The sequence below is a fragment of the Bacillus sp. FSL R5-0422 genome, assembly GCF_038610765.1.
Lineage (GTDB): Bacteria > Bacillota > Bacilli > Bacillales > Bacillaceae > Bacillus > Bacillus pumilus_O.
Genome location: NZ_CP152014.1, coordinates 94,624 through 118,092, shown reverse-complemented (window position 1 = coordinate 118,092; position 23,469 = coordinate 94,624). Strand labels below are relative to the sequence as shown.

General features: G+C 45.5%; 12 protein-coding genes, 9 tRNA genes, 5 rRNA genes and 1 other annotated feature. All 26 genes read right to left on the bottom strand.

What is annotated here, in order from left to right; translation table 11 throughout:
- Positions 1-3: 3 nt before the first annotated feature.
- The 26 genes from cysS to MKX52_RS00500 all read right to left on the bottom strand — a co-directional run bounded on the left by cysS (position 4) and on the right by MKX52_RS00500 (position 23,347).
- Entirely contained in the window at positions 4-1,404 is a 1,401-nt protein-coding gene (gene cysS / locus MKX52_RS00625; protein ID WP_342491262.1) for a cysteine--tRNA ligase, read from the bottom strand.
- Entirely contained in the window at positions 1,401-2,054 is a 654-nt protein-coding gene (gene cysE / locus MKX52_RS00620) for a serine O-acetyltransferase (RefSeq protein ID WP_012008691.1), read from the bottom strand. The genes cysS and cysE overlap by 4 nt, the downstream gene beginning before the upstream one ends.
- 80 nt (positions 2,055-2,134) lie before the next feature.
- Positions 2,135-2,366: a binding site (T-box leader), on the bottom strand.
- Complete coding sequence (gene gltX, locus MKX52_RS00615; RefSeq protein ID WP_342491261.1) at positions 2,366-3,817, bottom strand: glutamate--tRNA ligase; 1,452 nt, start codon at positions 3,815-3,817, stop codon at positions 2,366-2,368. It overlaps the preceding feature by 1 nt.
- Before the next feature lie 94 nt (positions 3,818-3,911).
- Positions 3,912-4,388 (bottom strand): 2-C-methyl-D-erythritol 2,4-cyclodiphosphate synthase, encoded by a 477-nt coding sequence (gene ispF, locus MKX52_RS00610; protein WP_012008689.1) that lies wholly within the window; start codon positions 4,386-4,388, stop codon positions 3,912-3,914.
- 3 nt (positions 4,389-4,391) lie between these two features.
- The gene (gene ispD, locus MKX52_RS00605) at positions 4,392-5,081 is read right to left on the bottom strand and encodes a 2-C-methyl-D-erythritol 4-phosphate cytidylyltransferase (protein WP_012008688.1); all 690 of its coding nucleotides are present in this window, start codon (positions 5,079-5,081) and stop codon (positions 4,392-4,394) included.
- 13 nt (positions 5,082-5,094) lie between these two features.
- Positions 5,095-6,195, bottom strand: a complete 1,101-nt coding sequence (locus tag MKX52_RS00600) for a PIN/TRAM domain-containing protein (protein WP_012008687.1) — start codon at positions 6,193-6,195, stop codon at positions 5,095-5,097.
- A 153-nt stretch (positions 6,196-6,348) separates the two neighbouring features.
- Positions 6,349-7,428, bottom strand: coding sequence for a DNA integrity scanning diadenylate cyclase DisA (gene disA, locus MKX52_RS00595; protein WP_012008686.1), 1,080 nt, complete (start codon positions 7,426-7,428; stop codon positions 6,349-6,351).
- 2 nt (positions 7,429-7,430) lie between these two features.
- Positions 7,431-8,810, bottom strand: coding sequence for a DNA repair protein RadA (radA, locus tag MKX52_RS00590; RefSeq protein ID WP_034620767.1), 1,380 nt, complete (start codon positions 8,808-8,810; stop codon positions 7,431-7,433).
- A 93-nt stretch (positions 8,811-8,903) separates the two neighbouring features.
- Entirely contained in the window at positions 8,904-11,339 is a 2,436-nt protein-coding gene (gene clpC / locus MKX52_RS00585) for an ATP-dependent protease ATP-binding subunit ClpC (RefSeq protein WP_003216969.1), read from the bottom strand.
- Positions 11,336-12,427 (bottom strand): protein arginine kinase, encoded by a 1,092-nt coding sequence (locus MKX52_RS00580; RefSeq protein WP_003217181.1) that lies wholly within the window; start codon positions 12,425-12,427, stop codon positions 11,336-11,338. Before MKX52_RS00580 ends, clpC begins: the two co-directional genes overlap by 4 nt.
- 4 nt (positions 12,428-12,431) lie before the next feature.
- Complete coding sequence (locus MKX52_RS00575; protein WP_034665655.1) at positions 12,432-12,989, bottom strand: UvrB/UvrC motif-containing protein; 558 nt, start codon at positions 12,987-12,989, stop codon at positions 12,432-12,434.
- Positions 12,990-13,003: 14 nt separating this feature from the next.
- Positions 13,004-13,468, bottom strand: coding sequence for a CtsR family transcriptional regulator (locus MKX52_RS00570; protein WP_003217184.1), 465 nt, complete (start codon positions 13,466-13,468; stop codon positions 13,004-13,006).
- Positions 13,469-13,645: 177 nt separating this feature from the next.
- Positions 13,646-13,761: ribosomal RNA gene (rrf, locus tag MKX52_RS00565) — 5S ribosomal RNA — on the bottom strand.
- Between the two features lie 61 nt (positions 13,762-13,822).
- A 23S ribosomal RNA gene (locus MKX52_RS00560) occupies positions 13,823-16,753 on the bottom strand.
- Between the two features lie 182 nt (positions 16,754-16,935).
- Positions 16,936-18,484, bottom strand: a 16S ribosomal RNA gene (locus tag MKX52_RS00555).
- A gap of 127 nt (positions 18,485-18,611) precedes the next feature.
- Positions 18,612-18,687: transfer RNA gene (locus MKX52_RS00550), tRNA-Ala, on the bottom strand.
- 8 nt (positions 18,688-18,695) lie between these two features.
- A tRNA-Pro gene (locus MKX52_RS00545) sits at positions 18,696-18,772 on the bottom strand.
- 7 nt (positions 18,773-18,779) lie between these two features.
- Positions 18,780-18,856 (bottom strand) — tRNA-Arg (locus MKX52_RS00540).
- A gap of 10 nt (positions 18,857-18,866) precedes the next feature.
- Positions 18,867-18,952 (bottom strand) — tRNA-Leu (locus MKX52_RS00535).
- Between the two features lie 12 nt (positions 18,953-18,964).
- Positions 18,965-19,036: transfer RNA gene (locus MKX52_RS00530), tRNA-Gly, on the bottom strand.
- A gap of 30 nt (positions 19,037-19,066) precedes the next feature.
- Positions 19,067-19,149: transfer RNA gene (locus MKX52_RS00525), tRNA-Leu, on the bottom strand.
- Positions 19,150-19,157: 8 nt separating this feature from the next.
- Positions 19,158-19,233: transfer RNA gene (locus MKX52_RS00520), tRNA-Lys, on the bottom strand.
- 37 nt (positions 19,234-19,270) lie between these two features.
- Positions 19,271-19,346: transfer RNA gene (locus tag MKX52_RS00515), tRNA-Thr, on the bottom strand.
- Positions 19,347-19,379: 33 nt separating this feature from the next.
- Positions 19,380-19,455, bottom strand: a tRNA-Val gene (locus MKX52_RS00510).
- A 784-nt stretch (positions 19,456-20,239) separates the two neighbouring features.
- Positions 20,240-20,355, bottom strand: a 5S ribosomal RNA gene (gene rrf, locus MKX52_RS00505).
- 61 nt (positions 20,356-20,416) lie between these two features.
- Positions 20,417-23,347 (bottom strand): 23S ribosomal RNA (locus tag MKX52_RS00500).
- The 16S, 23S and 5S rRNA genes sit together here with 9 tRNA genes alongside, the layout of an rRNA operon.
- Positions 23,348-23,469 lie beyond the last annotated feature (122 nt).

Sequence of the window (23,469 nt, the reverse complement as noted above, 5' to 3'; positions counted from 1 at the left end):
GACCTATTCTCCTCTTTTCCAGCGAGTACCTTGAGGAGTGTCCTCCAATACAATATTCATGCTCTTTAACTGGTCACGAATTTGATCAGATAGCGCAAAATCACGATTTCTTCTAGCCTCATTGCGTTGTTCAATTAACGCTTCTACTTCTTTTTCAAGCGTATGCTTTTCTTCTAATGAGAAGCCAAGGACAGACGTGATTTCTTGGAACAAGCCGATAAATGCCTTGATCACTTCCTCCGAAGTATGATCATTTTCCATATAATAATTCGCCTGTTTCGCAAGTTCGAATAAAACAGAAATCGCATTTGCCGTATTGAAGTCATCATTCATTTCAGAAATAAATGTCGCTCTCTGCTCTTCAACCTTCGCCAACCATTCAGCATTGTCTTCTGTGATATTCGTGCTGCTTTCAAGGCGATGATGTAAATTAGCATAAGACGTTTTGAGTCGGTTAAACGCACTCTTTGTACTCTCTAGTAAATCCATTGAGTAGTTAATTGGATGACGGTAGTGAACCGACAACATAAAGAATCGAAGCACATCAGGATCTTGTTCCTTTACAATGTCATGCACAAGCACAAAGTTGCCAAGTGATTTTGACATTTTCTCATTATCAATATTAATATAACCGTTATGCATCCAATATTTCGCAAATGGTTTGCCTGTCAAAGCCTCAGATTGAGCGATTTCATTTTCATGGTGAGGGAAGGTTAAATCCTGTCCTCCTGCATGAATATCGATTGTATCACCTAAATATTTTTTAACCATGGCCGAGCATTCAATGTGCCAGCCTGGACGTCCTTCGCCCCACGGGCTATCCCATGAGATTTCTTGGTTCTTTGCAGCCTTCCATAAAGCAAAGTCCAGCGCATCTCGTTTCTTCTCACCTACACGAATACGGGCACCTGTCTTCAGTTCATCAATCGACTGGTGAGAAAGCTTTCCGTAGCCTTCAAATGAGCGTGTGCTGTAATACACGTCACCATCTGCTTCATAGGCGTAGCCCTTTTCTATTAATGTCTCAATAAATGCAATGATATCATCCATATTTTCCGTCACGCGCGGGTGAAGATCAGCTTTTTTGCAACCTAGTGCACTGACGTCTTCAAAGTAGGCTTGGATAAAGCGGTCAGCAATCGTCGGAACATCTTCTCCGAGTTCATTGGCTGCTTTGATGAGTTTATCATCCACATCTGTAAAGTTTGAGACAAAGTTTACATCATAGCCGCTGTATTCTAAATACTTACGTACAGTGTCATAAACAATAGCAGGTCTTGCATTCCCGATATGAATGTAGTTATAAACGGTTGGTCCGCACACATACATCTTGACCTTTCCTGGCTCAAGCGGGACGAATTCCTCTTTCTTACGTGTCAATGTATTATAAATATTGATTGTCATGATTGTTCTTCCTTTCTGCTCAATGAAGCCAGCTCACCTTTTAGCTTTTCCATTTCTCGTTCCAATTCTTTGAAACGATCGGAAATTGGATCTGGCAAATCTTGATGATTGAGATCACGATTAATTTTCTTACCATTTTGAACGACGACTCGCCCAGGTATACCGACAACCGTTGAATGGTCAGGTACGTCCTTTAAGACGACCGATCCCGCTCCGATCTTGGCTCCTTTTCCGACTGTAATGGAACCAAGCACCTTTGCACCTGTCGCAATGAGCGCATCGTCTAAAATGGTCGGGTGCCGCTTTCCCTTTTCTTTCCCTGTTCCCCCTAATGTCACGCCTTGGAAAACAGTGACGTTGTCTCCGATTTCACATGTTTCCCCAATCACCACTCCCATACCGTGGTCAATGAAGAAGCGCCTGCCAATGGTGGCCGCAGGGTGAATTTCCACCCCTGTGAAAAATCGGCTGACCTGAGAAATGATCCGCGCAAGAAAGTACAGCTTCCGCTTATAAAATGCATGCGCGATACGATGAGCCCAAATCGCATGAAGCCCTGAATAGGTTAGCACTACTTCAATATAGCTTCTAGCAGCAGGATCTTGATCAAACACAGTATCAATATCTTCTTTCAGCATTTTGAAAAACACATGCTCCCCCCGTTCTCCCCATCAATCTCTCTTCGGACTTGCTCTCTTTTTTGGACAAATAAAAAACGCCTCTGCCATATGACAGAGACGTTTTGAAAACGCGGTTCCACTCTGTTTAGAAAGCCCTCATTTCGCAGCCTTCTCAACTTCATCCCATAACGGAGGGTACCGCCCTTGCATACTTACATACTCGTGTTCCTCAAGGGTCTTGAGGGTGCATTTCCAACGTCTGCCCATAAGTCTCTTTCAGCCGGTGAAGACTCTTTCTGTGATGGACGAAAACATTGTACTTCTCCCTCGCAACGATTTCCTTATATTTGTTTAATGCGGTTTAATACCGTTTCTTTACCTAGTAGTTCAATACTTTGCGGAAGTTCTGGACCATGCGTTTGTCCTGTGACAGCCACACGAATTGGCATGAATAGTTTCTTGCCTTTATGCCCTGTTTCTTTTTGGACCGCTTTAATAGCCGCCTTGATTTCATCAGGTGTGAAAGACTCAAGTCGTTCAAGCTGACCAGCAAATGATGCCATGACTTCTGGTACTTGCTCCCCTGCTAGAACTTCCTTTGCCTCTTGATTATACTCAATTTGCTCCTTAAAGAACAACTCTGTTAACTCAACAATTTCTGCTCCATAGCTTAATTGTTCATGATACAGAGCAATCAGCTTGCGCACCCACGTGTTTTCTTCATCTGACAGCTGCTCACTTACTTTGCCTGCTTTTTGAAGATGTGGAAGTGTTAGCGCAACAACCTGATCAAGATCAAGTGCTTTCACGTATTGGTTATTTACCCATTTTAGTTTATGCATATCGAATAGAGCTGGTGACTTAGAAAGTCGATTCACATCGAAAATGTCGATGAATTGCTCTTTTGTAAACAGTTCTTCTTCGCCCACTGGAGACCATCCAAGTAGTGCAATGAAGTTGAACAGGGCTTCTGGTAAATAGCCCAAGTTTTTATATTGCTCGATGAATTGAATAATGGATTCATCACGCTTGCTTAATTTCTTGCGGTTCTCGTTCACAATCAGCGTCATATGTCCAAATAGCGGAACATCCCAGCCAAATGCATTGAAGATCATGATTTGTTTAGGCGTATTCGAAATGTGATCCTCTCCGCGGAGAATGTGAGTCATCTTCATCAAATGATCATCCACTGCTACAGCGAAGTTATAAGTCGGCGTACCATCTTTCTTCACAATGACAAAGTCACCGATGCCGTCTGTCTCAAATGAAATTTCGCCTTTGACCATGTCGTCAAATTTGATGATTTCTCCTTTTGGCACACGGAAGCGAATACTTGGCTCTCTTCCTTCAGCGATTAGCTTGTCCTCTTCTTCTTTCGATAAATGACTGCATTTACCAGAATATCGAGGCATTTCACTGCGGGCGATTTGTGCTTCACGCTCTTCCTCTAGCTCTTCAGCCGTACAATAGCACTTATACGCCAAGTCCTTCTCTAGCAGCTCATCATAATACTTTTTATAAATATCATTACGCTCTGACTGTCTGTAAGGACCGTAGCCACCATCTTTATCAATGCTCTCATCCCAATCAATACCGAGCCATTGCAGGTGGCGAAGCTGGCTTTCTTCTCCGCCTTCTACATTACGCTTTTGATCCGTATCTTCGATTCGAATAATAAATTTGCCGCCTTGACTGCGTGCGAACAAATAGTTGAAAAGAGCCGTTCTAGCATTCCCAATATGTAAATGACCAGTTGGACTCGGTGCATAACGAACACGCACTTCATTTCCCATGAGTTTAACTTCCTTTCATCTGCATCATGTTGCCTGACACCAATTTTTTATAAACGTATTTTATCATCAAATCCCATTCTCATCAAAACGAGTTTTACTTTTTCTGAAGAAGCACCGTTGCCTGAGAGGCAATTCCTTCGCCTCTTCCTGTAAATCCGAGTTTCTCCGTCGTCGTAGCTTTCACATTCACCTGTGTGACATCTGCCTCAAGCGCTTCTGCAATCTTCTCACACATCGGTTGAATATAAGGAGCCATTTTCGGCTTTTGCGCCATGATGGTGCAATCAATATTCACAAGTGTGTAGCCTTTTTCCTTTACTAGTGCCCACACATGCTGCAGTAATTGAAAAGAATCCGCATCCTTAAACTCAGGGTCTGTGTCCGGGAAATGTCTGCCGATATCTCCTTCAGCAATCGCACCTAGGCAGGCATCTGCCACTGTGTGAAGCAGTACATCAGCGTCTGAATGCCCAAGCAGCCCCTTTTCATATGGGATGGTGACCCCGCCGATAATCAAAGGTCTTCCCTCTGTTAATTGATGTACATCAAAGCCTTGTCCTATTCTCAACATGATCTAGTACCCTCTTTCCGCATCCATAATTGCCTTGGCAACCAATAAATCATCCGGTGTCGTCAGCTTAATATTGGTATAATCTCCTTGGACAATATACACGTTTTCACCATGTAATTGTTCCACAAGACTGGCGTCGTCTGTTCCAAGGAAACCGGTCCGCTCTGCATATTCATGCGCCTCTTTTAAAATAGAATGACGAAAAGCTTGTGGGGTCTGGACTGCCCACAAGCTCTGACGTTCAATGGTTTGTTCCACTTTGCCTTCTTGAACGCGTTTGATTGTGTCTTTCACTGGTACCGCTACAACCGCGGAGCCCTTTTCAATCGCTGCTTTAACGAGCAAGTCAATCTGTGTATGCTTAATAAAAGGCCTTGCCCCATCATGAACAAGCACGATGTCTGCATCTTTCACAGCCTTTAATCCTTCGTATACACTTTGCTGACGTTCCTCACCGCCGTTGACAAGTGAAACAGGCGTTTGAAACGCGTGTACCTTGAGAAGCCTTTCAAAGTCTTGACGCTCCTCTTCATTGATCGCTAGGATCATGCGTTTGCACTGAGCATGAGCGTCAAACACCTTTAGTGTATGAATAATGACCGGCATTCTTTTCAGCTCAATAAAAAGCTTATTGCGGCCGGCCTTCATTCGTTTCCCCTGCCCCGCAGCCGGAATAACTACTTCATAATACATGTTCGTTCTCCCTTTAGAGCGCCTTCTCCAGAAGTTTTGGCTTCGCAAAAATCATTCTTCCAGCAGCAGTCTGCAACACACTTGTGACGAGCACATCGATGTCTTTTCCAATGTAATTGCGTCCTTCTTCGACCACAATCATCGTACCGTCATCTAAGTAAGCAACACCTTGGTTATGCTCTTTCCCATCTTTAATGACCTGTACCTTCATTTCTTCCCCAGGCAGCACAACCGGTTTCACCGCATTGGCTAGATCATTGATGTTTAACACTGCTACTTTTTGAAGTTCGCATACTTTATTTAAATTAAAATCATTTGTCACAACAACACCTGAAGTTAATTTAGCGAGCTTCACAAGCTTGCTATCAACCTCTTGAATGTCTTCAAAGTCACCCTCGTAAATTTCAACTTTGATATCTAATTCTTTTTGAATACGATTTAAAATATCAAGACCTCTTCGGCCTCTATTTCTCTTTAATACATCAGAAGAGTCTGCAATATGCTGTAATTCCTCGAGCACAAATTGAGGAATGACCATGACGCCTTCTAAGAATCCAGTTTGACAAATATCTGCGATTCTTCCATCAATGATAACACTTGTGTCTAAAATTTTCAGCTTTTTATCTTCTATTTCAGGTTCATCATCAGCTGCTCCTTTTTTCTTGGTGACCTTTGCAGATCGGGAGAACAGCCCCATCATTTCATCCTTCTTCTTAAACCCTACCTGAAATCCAAGATATCCTAAAAAGAAAGCCAGGAAAATCGGAATAATGGTACCAAAAATATGATATGGGATATTGTTTAGCGGAATCACGTTTACAATAAGATATGCTAGAATAAGTCCAAATACTAATCCGAAACTTCCAGAAATAAGATCAGGAAGAGGCGCCTTTAATAGAGAATCCTCGATCCATTTCACCCAATTAACCACATAACCTGTGCACCATTTGCCGATGATTAAGAACACAGCGGCTCCTATTAGTGCTGAAGAGTAAGCATTTGTAATGAAAGGTATGTCCTTTACATTTAACAGCAGAAATAACTCTGGAATGATAAAAATCCCTACAACTGCACCAAAAATGATAAAAAACGCCTGAACGATTCTTTTTAACATACCTTCACCTCCTTTATTATTCATCTGTCAATCCACCCTCACCTGACATTGATATATGTTTAAGTTTCCTATCGTGTTCAATAGAAAACAAAAGCATCATTAATATACCCATATTCATCCATTTTTAACCGTATTGAGAGAAAATTTCTCTTCTTACAGCTGTCGATCGATATAATGTTTTTCTTGCAACCTTTTTAATCCTTTTTTTATCTTTTTCGCTCTTACTTCTCCAATTCCTTCTACTTCATCCAAATCTTGTACATCCGCTTCCATAATTCGATCTAACACACCGAATGCTTCAACCACGTTTTCGACGATTGGCATAGGCAGTCTAGGGATTTTGTGAAGCAATCTGTAACCTCTTGTGTACACATATTCGTCAATATTTGTAGAAGCTGGATAGCCTAGTAACTTGTACAGAATGGAATCATCTAAAAGCTCAAAGCTAGACATATCTTGGAGCTGTTTTAACAGAACATATGGATCTTTAATCTTTTCTTTCACGTAATCTTTAATAAATAAAGCCGCTTCCTGCTCCATATCTGTAATCAATTCATTGACTTGCAGACGGATCAAATGTCCTTCTGTTCCAAGCTCTTTGATATACATATTGATTTCATTTTTGATTCTAAGCACCATCTCGTAACGATGCAGCACGGATAATACATCACCAAAGGTCACAAGCTCTTCAAATTCCAGGGCGCTTAACGCAGAAATGGCGTGATCTAAAATGGTTTTATATTTCTCAAGTGTTTGTATGGCTTGGTTAGCCTTCGTTAAAATAAAGCCAATATCTTTCAACGTGTAACGACGATTTCCTTGGTATAAGGTAATGACGTTCCTCCGTTCAGAAATCGCAATGATTAAACAGCCAGTCTGCTTCGCTACACGTTCAGCAGTACGGTGCCTCATGCCCGTTTCCGATGAATGGATGGTTGCATCTGGCATGAGCTGTGTATTCGCATACAAGATCTTTTGACCAGAATCGCTTAAAATGATGGCTCCATCCATCTTCGCCAATTCATATAAGTGTGCTGGGGAGAAGGCAGAATTAATGTGAAATCCTCCATCGACAACACTCTTCACTTTATCGTTATAACCAACAACAATTAGCCCGCCAGTATTGGCCCTCAGGACGTTTTCGATCCCAGCCCGAAGAGGTGTCCCTGGTGCCACAAACTGTACGATATCTAAGAGATCGAGTTCTCTCGCTCCTTTTTTCTCTTTTTCCATTTCTATGATCCCCCTAGTGAAATTCGAAGTGCCTCCGCTACATTTTCTACACCGACTAACTCAATCCCTCTCGGCTTTTTCCATCCATCTATATTTGCCTGAGGAATAAACATTCGTTTAAATCCTAGTTTCGCAGCTTCCTGCACACGCTGTTCAATTCTTGATACTCTTCTGACTTCTCCCGTCAGGCCGACCTCTCCTATAAAGCAATCCGCTTGATGCGGTGCTGCGTCTTTAAAGCTTGATGCAATACTGACCGCAATCGCCAAGTCAATCGCCGGCTCGTCAAGCTTCACACCGCCTGCGACCTTTAAATACGCATCCTGGTTTTGCAGCAACAGTCCAACACGTTTTTCTAAAACCGCCATGAGTAGTGACACTCGATTATGATCAAGACCAGTGGCCATTCTACGCGGATTTCCGAAGCTTGTCGGTGAAATTAATGCTTGTATCTCGACTAAAACAGGTCTTGTTCCTTCCATTGAGGCAACGACACACGAACCAGATACACCTGCCGAACGTTCTTCTAAGAAAATTTCGGATGGGTTTAATACTTCCGTGAGCCCTTCCTCTCTCATTTCAAAAATCCCTAGTTCATTCGTCGAGCCAAATCGGTTTTTCACCGCACGTAAGATACGAAACGTATGATGACGCTCGCCTTCAAAATAAAGAACCGTGTCCACCATATGCTCTAAAAGACGTGGGCCTGCGATCGAGCCTTCTTTGGTCACGTGACCAACGATAAAAATTGGAATCCCATTTGTCTTTGCAATCTTCATCAGCTGTGCTGTACATTCTCTCACTTGAGATACAGACCCAGGAGCTGACGTAATATCGCTTTGATAAACGGTTTGAATCGAATCCACCACGACAAAAGCGGGTTTCATCTCTTGTATAGCAGACGTTATATACTCCATATCGGTTTCAGCCAAAACATGTAAAGAGGTGCTTTTTATGCCGAGGCGGTCCGCTCTTAGCTTCGTTTGTTTAATGGACTCCTCACCAGATATGTATAATACATTCTGATTTTTATCTGAGAGCTGTGCTGATACTTGTAATAATAAAGTGGACTTCCCAATCCCAGGATCTCCGCCAATGAGAACAAGAGAGCCTTTGACAATTCCACTTCCTAATACTCGATTAAATTCTTCTAAATTCGTTTTGATTCGGGGTTCATCTGATGTTTCAATTGCAGATATAGGTGAAGGTTTTTGAATGGTTTGAACAGAATGGTTAAAAGCGCTTCGACGGTTTGCTGGCTCTTTACGAACGACCTCTTCTGTCATACTGTTCCACGTGCCGCAGCCTGGACATTTCCCCATCCATTTGGCTGACTCATAACCGCACGATTGGCATATAAATTTTGATTTTGTCTTAGCCATAGATTGAAGAATACAACTCCTTATACTGGTCAGAAAATAAGTAAAGGGAGGCATACAGCTTACTGGTATGCCTCACACTTTTTTCTTACTATATTAGTTCGTAGCAGCCGTCGTTTTTACGACAATTTCTCCATCTTCCACATCTAATACGATTTGTTGACCTTTTTCAATATTACCCTTCAGAAGCTCCTCAGAAAGTCGATCCTCCACATGCTTTTGAATCGCTCTTCTTAACGGACGCGCACCGTACTCAAGGTCTACACCTTCATCGGCAATCTTCGCTTTTGCTGCTTCTGTCAATTCAATTGAAAGGTCTTGTTCTTTTAATCGTTTCGTCAATTGATCAGACATGAGAGACACAATCTCTTTTAGATGTTTCTTTTCAAGTGAATGGAAGACAATGATTTCATCAATACGGTTGATGAATTCTGGTCTGAACGCACGTTTCAACTCGCCCATCACTTTGCCTTTCATATCCTTGTAATTTTGACCTTCATCCTGCACGTTAAAGCCAACATATTTATTTCGCTTCAGTTCACTAGCTCCAACGTTGGATGTCATGATCAAAATCGTATTTCTAAAGTCAACAGTACGCCCTTTAGAATCAGTCAGACGACCATCTTCTAATACTTGAAGTAAGATGTTGAATACATCTGGATGCGCCTTTTCAATCTCGTCTAAAAGCACAACAGAATAAGGTTTTCTTCTCACTTTTTCAGTCAGTTGTCCGCCTTCTTCATAGCCAACATAGCCTGGAGGTGACCCAACAAGTCTAGATGTAGAGTGTTTCTCCATGTATTCTGACATATCAATACGGATCATCGCTTCTTCATCACCGAAAATAGACTCTGCGAGTGCTCTTGCAAGCTCCGTTTTACCAACCCCTGTTGGGCCTAAGAAGATAAATGAGCCGATTGGACGTTTTGGATCTTTTAGACCAGCACGCGCACGTCTCACAGCTTTTGCTACAGCGACAACCGCTTCATCCTGCCCAATTACACGAGAATGGAGTAATTGTTCCATATTTAGAAGCTTATCTGTTTCGGTTTGGGCAATTTTTGAAACAGGCACTCCCGTCCAGCTAGAGACAACCATTGCGATATCATCCACTGATACCTCTGAATTCTCCTGTCCTTGCTTTTCTTTCCAAGATTTCTTTGTGACTTCTACTTTTTCACGCAGACGCTGCTCTGTATCACGAAGAGAAGCTGCTTTTTCAAATTCCTGACTTTGAACAGCCGCATCTTTTTCCTTGCGTACTTCATCCAGCTTTTGCTCTAGTTCTTTTAGGTTAGGCGGTGTTGTGAAAGAACGTAAGCGGACTTTCGAACCTGCCTCATCAATTAAATCAATCGCCTTATCTGGAAGGAAACGATCAGAAATATAACGGTCAGACAGCTTCACTGCCGCCTCAATCGCTTCATCTGTAATGGACACACGGTGATGTGCCTCATAACGATCTCTAAGTCCTCTTAAGATTTGAATACTCTCATCAACTGATGGCTGATCTACTTGAATTGGCTGGAAACGGCGTTCAAGCGCAGCATCCTTTTCAATATATTTACGGTACTCATCTAATGTTGTCGCCCCGATACATTGAAGCTCTCCACGTGCTAAGGATGGTTTTAGAATATTAGATGCGTCAATCGCACCCTCAGCTCCACCAGCACCAATCAGTGTATGAAGCTCATCAATGAAAAGAATGATATTTCCTGCCTGGCGAATTTCGTCCATGACTTTTTTCAAACGATCCTCAAATTCACCACGATATTTTGTCCCCGCGACAACGGTTCCCATATCAAGCGTCATCACTCGTTTATCGCGTAGAATTTCAGGCACTTCATTATGAATAATTTGCTGTGCAAGACCTTCAGCGATGGCTGTTTTACCAACACCAGGCTCACCAATCAGCACAGGGTTGTTTTTTGTTCTTCTGCTTAGAACCTCAATGACACGCTGAATTTCTTTGCTTCGTCCAATGACAGGGTCCAAGCTATCTTCTTTCGCAATCGCTGTTAAATCTCTTGCTAAGCTATCTAATGTTGGTGTATTTGCATTGCTGTTAGAGCCAGCGGCAGATGCACCTGTTTCATTACTGCCAAGCAGCTGCAGGACTTGCTGACGTGCTTTATTTAAGCTCACTCCGAGGTTATTTAAAACGCGGGCTGCTACACCCTCTCCCTCGCGAATAAGACCTAATAGAATATGTTCTGTCCCTACATAGGAATGACCTAGCTTTCTTGCTTCATCCATTGAAAGCTCAGTGACCTTCTTCGCTCTAGGCGTATAATGAGGAATAGCTTGAGACACCTCTTGCCCTCTTCCAATCAAGCTTTCGACTTCTTTTTGGATTTTATCTGAAACAAGGCCCAGTGCTTCTAACGCTTTTGCGGCGATGCCCTCACCCTCACGTACTAGACCAAGTAAAATGTGTTCAGTACCAATGTTCTTATGGCCTAGGCGAATGGCTTCTTCTTGTGCAAGTGCTAATACCTTTTGAGCTCTTTCAGTGAATCTTCCAAACATCATATCGTTTCATCCTCCTGTCCATTCCTATGCATTTCTAAACGCAGTCTTTCTCTAATAATTGCTGCTCTTTTTATGTCTCTTTCATTTGGCTCCAAAGCTCCTCCAGAATATTGTTGAAGAAAGCCAGGCTGTGTCAAAATCATGAGTTCATTCAGTATATTACTTGAAAGCCCCTTAATGATACCTAAATCAATTCCAAGGCGCACATCTGACAGACATTTTGCTGTTTCCTTTGATTCAATCATACGACAATTGGACAAAATCCCTAAGGACCGGTACACTCTGTCCTCAAGTTCAATTTTAGATGTTTGATATAATGCTTTTCGTGCAGATCGCTCTTGTTCAATAAGCTGCGCGGTCACGCTATTTAAATCATCTACAATATCTTCTTCTGATTGACCAAGTGTCATTTGATTTGAAATTTGAAAGATGTTCCCTATTGCTTCGCTGCCTTCACCATAAATTCCTCTGACTACAAGACCTAATTGATTAATCGCAGGAATAATCCGATTCATTTGTCTTGTGAGGGCTAAAGCGGGTAAATGCATCATGACTGATGCCCTAATACCTGTACCTACATTCGTTGGACAGCTTGTTAAGTATCCTCGCTTTTCAGAAAATGCATAATCCACTTGCTCCTCAATCCAGTCATCTATCTGGTTAGCTGCTTTTAATGCATTGGCTAGTTGGAATCCTGGGAATAAGCATTGGATCCGAATATGGTCTTCTTCATTCAGCATCACACTGATTTCCTCATTTTCAGAAAGCAAACAACCGCCAAATCTTGATTCTGCTAAGTTTGGGCTGATCAAATGCTTTTCAACAAGTACCCTCTTTGCTAAAGGCTGCGTTTCATTCATTCGAATTAGAACAAAGTTTCCGATGTCCTTCACTTCCTGGCTAGCAAACTTTTGCTCAAATTGCTGGAGAACAGCTTCAGCCTCTTCTTGAGAAAACTGAGTTGGGAAACGAACATGCTCTAGGTTTCGTGCTAGCCTGATTCGACTACTTAGAACAATGTCACTTTCGGGTCCTTTTTGTTTCATCCATTGACTTAAAGCGTCTTGAATAAAATGCTGGAGTGACATGTTGTTAATCTCCCTCCCTCTGCTGAGATTGCTCATGCTCTAATGCACGAATTTGATCTCGAACTTCCGCTGCTTTTTCAAACTCTTCTTGTTCAATTAACTGCTTCAGTTCTTGCTGCATCAACTCAAGTTTCCGGCGCACATGAAGACTGCCGGCAATCCGTTTAGGCACTTTTCCATTATGGACTGTATTCCCACTATGGACTTTCCGTAAAACAGGGTTCAAATACTGGTCAAACGAACGATAGCATTCTGCACAGCCAAAACGGCCTGTTTTTCTGAATTGTTGAAAGGTTAAGCCACACTTAGGACATTGATCCACTTCTCTTGCTTCTTGAAAAATAGATGATCCCTTATTCGCACTTGTCGTAAAGCTAGGATCAATATTCAATAAACCTGATAATAAGTTGTGAATAGAGAAACCTTGGTTTCCACTCATAGCATATGAATCACTGTTTTCTTTTGCACATTGTTCACATATGTGCATTTCTTGTTTTTCTCCATTTATAACTTTCGTAAAGTGAAAAGTGGCTGGTCTCTCATTGCATTCTTGACAAATCAATCTTTTCACCCGCTTTACTTTAATTTCAAAGCATTTAACATCGCTTTCATCATCCGAGCCCGCAATTCATCACGTTCAGGTAAATCAATGTGCAAAACAGAACGGTCCATGACACTGATCATCATCTTTGCTTCTCTTTCAGATAAAATGTTATTTTCGACAAGACGCATGATGATATGATCAGAGGCAGCCTGTGATAAACGATGATATATTTGGGAAATAATATTGTTCAATAAGTCGACTTCATCATTCATTTTGACTTTAATGATGCGGATATAGCCACCGCCGCCACGCTTACTTTCAACGATGTAGCCTCTCTCGCTCGTAAAGCGTGTATTGATAACATAGTTAATTTGTGAAGGTACGCATTGAAACTTATCTGCAATTTCATTGCGCTTAATTTCTAATATTTCTCGACCATTCTGATCCAAGACTTCTTTCAAATACTGCTCGATGATATCAGAAATATTTTGTGCCACTCCGCCTCCTCCTCCATTGACTTTGACTATATTTGACTTTAATCTTACTATAAATTTTTTCGGTCGATTTTTCAAGATAATCGCTCAACTAAGAATATTATTTCCACATTTATATGGTGTCAAACCTCTTAAAAACACAAAAAAGACCAGTTCCAAATGGAACTGATCCTTATACAAGCTTGGCGGCGTCCTACTCTCACAGGGGGAGACCCCCAACTACCATCGGCGCTGAAGAGCTTAACTTCCGTGTTCGGTATGGGAACGGGTGTGACCTCTTCGCTATCGCCACCAAACCTGATGGAGAGAATGTTCTCTCAAAACTAGATAACAATGTTCAAACTTCACAATAGAATATAGGTTAAGTCCTCGATCTATTAGTATCTGTCAGCTCCACGTGTCACCACGCTTCCACCTCAGACCTATCAACCTGATCATCTTTCAGGGATCTTACTTCCTTGCGGAATGGGAAATCTCATCTTGAGGGGGGCTTCATGCTTAGATGCTTTCAGCACTTATCCCGTCCGCACATAGCTACCCAGCGATGCCCTTGGCAGAACAACTGGTACACCAGCGGTGCGTCCATCCCGGTCCTCTCGTACTAAGGACAGCTCCTCTCAAATTTCCTGCGCCCGCGACGGATAGGGACCGAACTGTCTCACGACGTTCTGAACCCAGCTCGCGTACCGCTTTAATGGGCGAACAGCCCAACCCTTGGGACCGACTACAGCCCCAGGATGCGATGAGCCGACATCGAGGTGCCAAACCTCCCCGTCGATGTGGACTCTTGGGGGAGATAAGCCTGTTATCCCCGGGGTAGCTTTTATCCGTTGAGCGATGGCCCTTCCATGCGGAACCACCGGATCACTAAGCCCGACTTTCGTCCCTGCTCGACTTGTAGGTCTCGCAGTCAAGCTCCCTTGTGCCTTTACACTCTGCGAATGATTTCCAACCATTCTGAGGGAACCTTTGGGCGCCTCCGTTACATTTTAGGAGGCGACCGCCCCAGTCAAACTGCCCACCTGACACTGTCTCCCTGCCCGATAAGGGCAGCGGGTTAGAAGGTCAATACAGCCAGGGTAGTATCCCACCGATGCCTCCACCGAAGCTAGCGCTCCGGTTTCCAAGGCTCCTACCTATCCTGTACAAGCTGTACCAACATTCAATATCAGGCTGCAGTAAAGCTCCACGGGGTCTTTCCGTCCTGTCGCGGGTAACCTGCATCTTCACAGGTACTATAATTTCACCGAGTCTCTCGTTGAGACAGTGCCCAGATCGTTGCGCCTTTCGTGCGGGTCGGAACTTACCCGACAAGGAATTTCGCTACCTTAGGACCGTTATAGTTACGGCCGCCGTTTACTGGGGCTTCAATTCGCACCTTCGCTTACGCTAAGCGCTCCTCTTAACCTTCCAGCACCGGGCAGGCGTCAGCCCCTATACTTCGCCTTACGGCTTCGCAGAGACCTGTGTTTTTGCTAAACAGTCGCCTGGGCCTATTCACTGCGGCTTCTCGGGGCTTTAACACCCTAAGAAGCACCCCTTCTCCCGAAGTTACGGGGTCATTTTGCCGAGTTCCTTAACGAGAGTTCTCTCGATCACCTTAGGATTCTCTCCTCGCCTACCTGTGTCGGTTTGCGGTACGGGCACCTCTCACCTCGCTAGAGGCTTTTCTTGGCAGTGTGGAATCAGGAACTTCGCTACTAAATTTCGCTCGCCATCACAGCTCAGCCTTCACGGGAAACGGATTTGCCTATTTCCCAGCCTAACTGCTTGGACGCGGATATCCAATACCGCGCTTACCCTATCCTCCTGCGTCCCCCCATTGCTCAAATGGTGAGGAGGTGGTACAGGAATATCAACCTGTTGTCCATCGCCTACGCCTTTCGGCCTCGGCTTAGGTCCCGACTAACCCTGAGCGGACGAGCCTTCCTCAGGAAACCTTAGGCATTCGGTGGACGGGATTCTCACCCGTCTTTCGCTACTCATACCGGCATTCTCACTTCTAAGCGCTCCACCAGTCCTTCCGGTCTGACTTCACAGCACTTAGAACGCTCTCCTACCACTGTTCGTTAGAACAGTCCGCAGCTTCGGTGATACGTTTAGCCCCGGTACATTTTCGGCGCAGAGTCACTCGACCAGTGAGCTATTACGCACTCTTTAAATGGTGGCTGCTTCTAAGCCAACATCCTGGTTGTCTAAGCAACTCCACATCCTTTTCCACTTAACGTATACTTTGGGACCTTAGCTGGCGGTCTGGGCTGTTTCCCTTTCGACTACGGATCTTATCACTCGCAGTCTGACTCCCAAGGATAAGTCATCGGCATTCGGAGTTTGACTGAATTCGGTAACCCGGTAGGGGCCCCTAGTCCAATCAGTGCTCTACCTCCGAGACTCTTACCTTGAGGCTAGCCCTAAAGCTATTTCGGAGAGAACCAGCTATCTCCAGGTTCGATTGGCATTTCACCCCTACCCACACCTCATCCCCGCACTTTTCAACGTGCGTGGGTTCGGGCCTCCATTCAGTGTTACCTGAACTTCACCCTGGACATGGGTAGATCACCTGGTTTCGGGTCTACGACCACGTACTCATGCGCCCTATTCAGACTCGCTTTCGCTGCGGCTCCGCATCTTCTGCTTAACCTTGCACGGGATCGTAACTCGCCGGTTCATTCTACAAAAGGCACGCCATCACCCTTTAACGGGCTCTGACTACTTGTAGGCACACGGTTTCAGGATCTATTTCACTCCCCTTCCGGGGTGCTTTTCACCTTTCCCTCACGGTACTGGTTCACTATCGGTCACTAGGGAGTATTTAGCCTTGGGAGATGGTCCTCCCGGATTCCGACGGAATTTCACGTGTTCCGCCGTACTCAGGATCCACTCTGGAGAGAACAACATTTCAGTTACAGGGCTGTTACCTTCTTTGGCGGGCCTTTCCAGACCTCTTCGCTTATATCGTTCCTTTGTAACTCCGTATAGAGTGTCCTACAACCCCAAGAGGCAAGCCTCTTGGTTTGGGCTGTTCCCGTTTCGCTCGCCGCTACTCAGGGAATCGCATTTGCTTTCTCTTCCTCCGGGTACTTAGATGTTTCAGTTCCCCGGGTATGCCTTCTCATACTCTATGTATTCAAGTATGGATACTACTCCATTACGAGCAGTGGGTTTCCCCATTCGGAAATCTCCGGATCAAAGCTTGCTTACAGCTCCCCGAAGCATATCGGTGTTCGTCCCGTCCTTCATCGGCTCCTAGTGCCAAGGCATCCACCGTGCGCCCTTTCTAACTTAACCATTTCTTACTTTAGAAAGAATCACTATGTGTGATGAACTTTGCATTGCATTCAATGTGAATGTATTACTTATTGTTATCTAGTTTTCAAAGAACAATCCTGTCTCGCTAGAGACATGTTTTGAAGGAATGATCCTTCAAAACTAAACAAGACGAAAACGCACGCTGCTCCATATATCCTTAGAAAGGAGGTGATCCAGCCGCACCTTCCGATACGGCTACCTTGTTACGACTTCACCCCAATCATCTGTCCCACCTTCGGCGGCTGGCTCCATAAAGGTTACCTCACCGACTTCGGGTGTTACAAACTCTCGTGGTGTGACGGGCGGTGTGTACAAGGCCCGGGAACGTATTCACCGCGGCATGCTGATCCGCGATTACTAGCGATTCCAGCTTCACGCAGTCGAGTTGCAGACTGCGATCCGAACTGAGAACAGATTTATGGGATTGGCTAAACCTTGCGGTCTCGCAGCCCTTTGTTCTGTCCATTGTAGCACGTGTGTAGCCCAGGTCATAAGGGGCATGATGATTTGACGTCATCCCCACCTTCCTCCGGTTTGTCACCGGCAGTCACCTTAGAGTGCCCAACTAAATGCTGGCAACTAAGATCAAGGGTTGCGCTCGTTGCGGGACTTAACCCAACATCTCACGACACGAGCTGACGACAACCATGCACCACCTGTCACTCTGTCCCCGAAGGGAAAGCCCTATCTCTAGGGTTGTCAGAGGATGTCAAGACCTGGTAAGGTTCTTCGCGTTGCTTCGAATTAAACCACATGCTCCACCGCTTGTGCGGGCCCCCGTCAATTCCTTTGAGTTTCAGTCTTGCGACCGTACTCCCCAGGCGGAGTGCTTAATGCGTTAGCTGCAGCACTAAGGGGCGGAAACCCCCTAACACTTAGCACTCATCGTTTACGGCGTGGACTACCAGGGTATCTAATCCTGTTCGCTCCCCACGCTTTCGCTCCTCAGCGTCAGTTACAGACCAGAGAGTCGCCTTCGCCACTGGTGTTCCTCCACATCTCTACGCATTTCACCGCTACACGTGGAATTCCACTCTCCTCTTCTGCACTCAAGTTTCCCAGTTTCCAATGACCCTCCCCGGTTGAGCCGGGGGCTTTCACATCAGACTTAAGAAACCGCCTGCGAGCCCTTTACGCCCAATAATTCCGGACAACGCTTGCCACCTACGTATTACCGCGGCTGCTGGCACGTAGTTAGCCGTGGCTTTCTGGTTAGGTACCGTCAAGGTGCGAGCAGTTACTCTCGCACTTGTTCTTCCCTAACAACAGAGCTTTACGATCCGAAAACCTTCATCACTCACGCGGCGTTGCTCCGTCAGACTTTCGTCCATTGCGGAAGATTCCCTACTGCTGCCTCCCGTAGGAGTCTGGGCCGTGTCTCAGTCCCAGTGTGGCCGATCACCCTCTCAGGTCGGCTACGCATCGTCGCCTTGGTGAGCCATTACCCCACCAACTAGCTAATGCGCCGCGGGTCCATCTGTAAGTGACAGCCGAAACCGTCTTTCATCATTGAACCATGCGGTTCAATGAACTATCCGGTATTAGCTCCGGTTTCCCGGAGTTATCCCAGTCTTACAGGCAGGTTACCCACGTGTTACTCACCCGTCCGCCGCTAACATCCGGGAGCAAGCTCCCTTCTGTTCGCTCGACTTGCATGTATTAGGCACGCCGCCAGCGTTCGTCCTGAGCCAGGATCAAACTCTCCGAAAAAGTACAAAACCGAAGTTTTGTTTTTCGTCAGCGTTTGACTGACTACCTATGAAACATCATAGGATTTTTTTATAAAAACTCGAATTAACAGGTACGTTTTGTCTTGTTTAGTTTTCAAAGATCATATTGGTGGAGCCTAGCGGGATCGAACCGCTGACCTCCTGCGTGCAAGGCAGGCGCTCTCCCAGCTGAGCTAAGGCCCCATAAAAGATGGTCGGGAAGACAGGATTCGAACCTGCGACCCCTTGGTCCCAAACCAAGTGCTCTACCAAGCTGAGCTACTTCCCGATCTTAATGGCGCGCCCGAGAGGAGTCGAACCCCTAACCTTTTGATCCGTAGTCAAACGCTCTATCCAATTGAGCTACGGGCGCTTATTTATAATGCCGAGGGCCGGACTTGAACCGGCACGGTAGTCACCTACCGCAGGATTTTAAGTCCTGTGTGTCTGCCAATTCCACCACCCCGGCGTGGATGGTATAAGCGGAAGACGGGATTCGAACCCGCGACCCCCACCTTGGCAAGGTGGTGTTCTACCACTGAACTACTTCCGCATTACAGGATTTCTTTATTTTATTTGGCAATGCGGGTGAAGGGACTTGAACCCCCACGTCATAAAGACACTAGATCCTAAGTCTAGCGCGTCTGCCAATTCCGCCACACCCGCATGAAACATGGTGAGCCATGAAGGACTCGAACCTTCGACCCTCTGATTAAAAGTCAGATGCTCTACCAACTGAGCTAATGGCTCGCTTTAAAAGCGACTTGTCTATCTTACCATATGAAACTGGTGCCGGCAAGAGGACTTGAACCCCCAACCTACTGATTACAAGTCAGTTGCTCTACCAGTTGAGCTACACCGGCTTTATCTATCCTAACATTATGTAAGAATAAATATGGTGGAGGATGACGGGCTCGAACCGCCGACCCTCTGCTTGTAAGGCAGATGCTCTCCCAGCTGAGCTAATCCTCCATATTGTGTTGTCATTTCGAATGTCTCTCGATCCGACAAATAGTATTATATAACGATAAGATATTGTTTGTAAAGACTTTTTTAAAATAATTTTTGAATTTATTTTAATGTTGTTTTTTTCATCTTTTCGTTAAGGCACCTAAAGAATTTTACCACTTGTTTCATCATTTTAAAAGTCTTTTTTGCATTTTTTTATGTTTTTTGTTAAAAAGCGCTCTAATAAAGCTTTATTGGTGTGAAATGACCCAATTCATGTTTTTTATACGCGTGTTTTATTCAATATATCTTCTCATACAAATCATCTAAAAAAGGGATTCTTTTGTTATTTTATTTTTCTGAGAAATCATTTTTATGTAAAAACATACGTAAATGATGCTGTTAGTTACGATCTTCATATTAAAGTGTTACTGGGGTAACAAGTTAGTTGTTGATTCTTTCTTGTTCTTGCTTAGAGCGGGCGTAAAAATTAACTGGAGGTGCTCTATGCTCTTTGGCGATACTCGGTTATCTAGTGTAACTCTAAACAGTCCTCTTTATCTGACTGACAAAGAAAATTTTATTGGCTGCTTTCTATATCTTCATCCTAAACACAATTGAATGATCCACCCAAACAACAACTGCGTTGTTCATTTAAAGCACATGTAAGTGAGACGAACGGAAGGGTTAGCTGATCAATGAGTCTTACTACATCATCACTTCTCATTTTACACAGCCATTAATATAGAAGTGATTTTTTCAAAAACACAAAAAAGATCAGTTCCAAATGGAACTGATCCTTATACAAGCTTGGCGGCGTCCTACTCTCACAGGGGGAGACCCCCAACTACCATCGGCGCTGAAGAGCTTAACTTCCGTGTTCGGTATGGGAACGGGTGTGACCTCTTCGCTATCGCCACCAAACCTGATGGAGAGAATGTTCTCTCAAAACTAGATAACAATGTTCAAACTTCACAATAGAATATAGGTTAAGTCCTCGATCTATTAGTATCTGTCAGCTCCACGTGTCACCACGCTTCCACCTCAGACCTATCAACCTGATCATCTTTCAGGGATCTTACTTCCTTGCGGAATGGGAAATCTCATCTTGAGGGGGGCTTCATGCTTAGATGCTTTCAGCACTTATCCCGTCCGCACATAGCTACCCAGCGATGCCCTTGGCAGAACAACTGGTACACCAGCGGTGCGTCCATCCCGGTCCTCTCGTACTAAGGACAGCTCCTCTCAAATTTCCTGCGCCCGCGACGGATAGGGACCGAACTGTCTCACGACGTTCTGAACCCAGCTCGCGTACCGCTTTAATGGGCGAACAGCCCAACCCTTGGGACCGACTACAGCCCCAGGATGCGATGAGCCGACATCGAGGTGCCAAACCTCCCCGTCGATGTGGACTCTTGGGGGAGATAAGCCTGTTATCCCCGGGGTAGCTTTTATCCGTTGAGCGATGGCCCTTCCATGCGGAACCACCGGATCACTAAGCCCGACTTTCGTCCCTGCTCGACTTGTAGGTCTCGCAGTCAAGCTCCCTTGTGCCTTTACACTCTGCGAATGATTTCCAACCATTCTGAGGGAACCTTTGGGCGCCTCCGTTACATTTTAGGAGGCGACCGCCCCAGTCAAACTGCCCACCTGACACTGTCTCCCTGCCCGATAAGGGCAGCGGGTTAGAAGGTCAATACAGCCAGGGTAGTATCCCACCGATGCCTCCACCGAAGCTAGCGCTCCGGTTTCCAAGGCTCCTACCTATCCTGTACAAGCTGTACCAACATTCAATATCAGGCTGCAGTAAAGCTCCACGGGGTCTTTCCGTCCTGTCGCGGGTAACCTGCATCTTCACAGGTACTATAATTTCACCGAGTCTCTCGTTGAGACAGTGCCCAGATCGTTGCGCCTTTCGTGCGGGTCGGAACTTACCCGACAAGGAATTTCGCTACCTTAGGACCGTTATAGTTACGGCCGCCGTTTACTGGGGCTTCAATTCGCACCTTCGCTTACGCTAAGCGCTCCTCTTAACCTTCCAGCACCGGGCAGGCGTCAGCCCCTATACTTCGCCTTACGGCTTCGCAGAGACCTGTGTTTTTGCTAAACAGTCGCCTGGGCCTATTCACTGCGGCTTCTCGGGGCTTTAACACCCTAAGAAGCACCCCTTCTCCCGAAGTTACGGGGTCATTTTGCCGAGTTCCTTAACGAGAGTTCTCTCGATCACCTTAGGATTCTCTCCTCGCCTACCTGTGTCGGTTTGCGGTACGGGCACCTCTCACCTCGCTAGAGGCTTTTCTTGGCAGTGTGGAATCAGGAACTTCGCTACTAAATTTCGCTCGCCATCACAGCTCAGCCTTCACGGGAAACGGATTTGCCTATTTCCCAGCCTAACTGCTTGGACGCGGATATCCAATACCGCGCTTACCCTATCCTCCTGCGTCCCCCCATTGCTCAAATGGTGAGGAGGTGGTACAGGAATATCAACCTGTTGTCCATCGCCTACGCCTTTCGGCCTCGGCTTAGGTCCCGACTAACCCTGAGCGGACGAGCCTTCCTCAGGAAACCTTAGGCATTCGGTGGACGGGATTCTCACCCGTCTTTCGCTACTCATACCGGCATTCTCACTTCTAAGCGCTCCACCAGTCCTTCCGGTCTGACTTCACAGCACTTAGAACGCTCTCCTACCACTGTTCGTTAGAACAGTCCGCAGCTTCGGTGATACGTTTAGCCCCGGTACATTTTCGGCGCAGAGTCACTCGACCAGTGAGCTATTACGCACTCTTTAAATGGTGGCTGCTTCTAAGCCAACATCCTGGTTGTCTAAGCAACTCCACATCCTTTTCCACTTAACGTATACTTTGGGACCTTAGCTGGCGGTCTGGGCTGTTTCCCTTTCGACTACGGATCTTATCACTCGCAGTCTGACTCCCAAGGATAAGTCATCGGCATTCGGAGTTTGACTGAATTCGGTAACCCGGTAGGGGCCCCTAGTCCAATCAGTGCTCTACCTCCGAGACTCTTACCTTGAGGCTAGCCCTAAAGCTATTTCGGAGAGAACCAGCTATCTCCAGGTTCGATTGGCATTTCACCCCTACCCACACCTCATCCCCGCACTTTTCAACGTGCGTGGGTTCGGGCCTCCATTCAGTGTTACCTGAACTTCACCCTGGACATGGGTAGATCACCTGGTTTCGGGTCTACGACCACGTACTCATGCGCCCTATTCAGACTCGCTTTCGCTGCGGCTCCGCATCTTCTGCTTAACCTTGCACGGGATCGTAACTCGCCGGTTCATTCTACAAAAGGCACGCCATCACCCTTTAACGGGCTCTGACTACTTGTAGGCACACGGTTTCAGGATCTATTTCACTCCCCTTCCGGGGTGCTTTTCACCTTTCCCTCACGGTACTGGTTCACTATCGGTCACTAGGGAGTATTTAGCCTTGGGAGATGGTCCTCCCGGATTCCGACGGAATTTCACGTGTTCCGCCGTACTCAGGATCCACTCTGGAGAGAACAACATTTCAGTTACAGGGCTGTTACCTTCTTTGGCGGGCCTTTCCAGACCTCTTCGCTTATATCGTTCCTTTGTAACTCCGTATAGAGTGTCCTACAACCCCAAGAGGCAAGCCTCTTGGTTTGGGCTGTTCCCGTTTCGCTCGCCGCTACTCAGGGAATCGCATTTGCTTTCTCTTCCTCCGGGTACTTAGATGTTTCAGTTCCCCGGGTATGCCTTCTCATACTCTATGTATTCAAGTATGGATACTACTCCATTACGAGCAGTGGGTTTCCCCATTCGGAAATCTCCGGATCAAAGCTTGCTTACAGCTCCCCGAAGCATATCGGTGTTCGTCCCGTCCTTCATCGGCTCCTAGTGCCAAGGCATCCACCGTGCGCCCTTTCTAACTTAACCATTTCTTACTTTAGAAAGAATCACTATGTGTGATGAACTTTGCATTGCATTCAATGTGAATGTATTACTTATTGTTATCTAGTTTTCAAAGAACAATCCTGTCTCGCTAGAGACATGTTTTG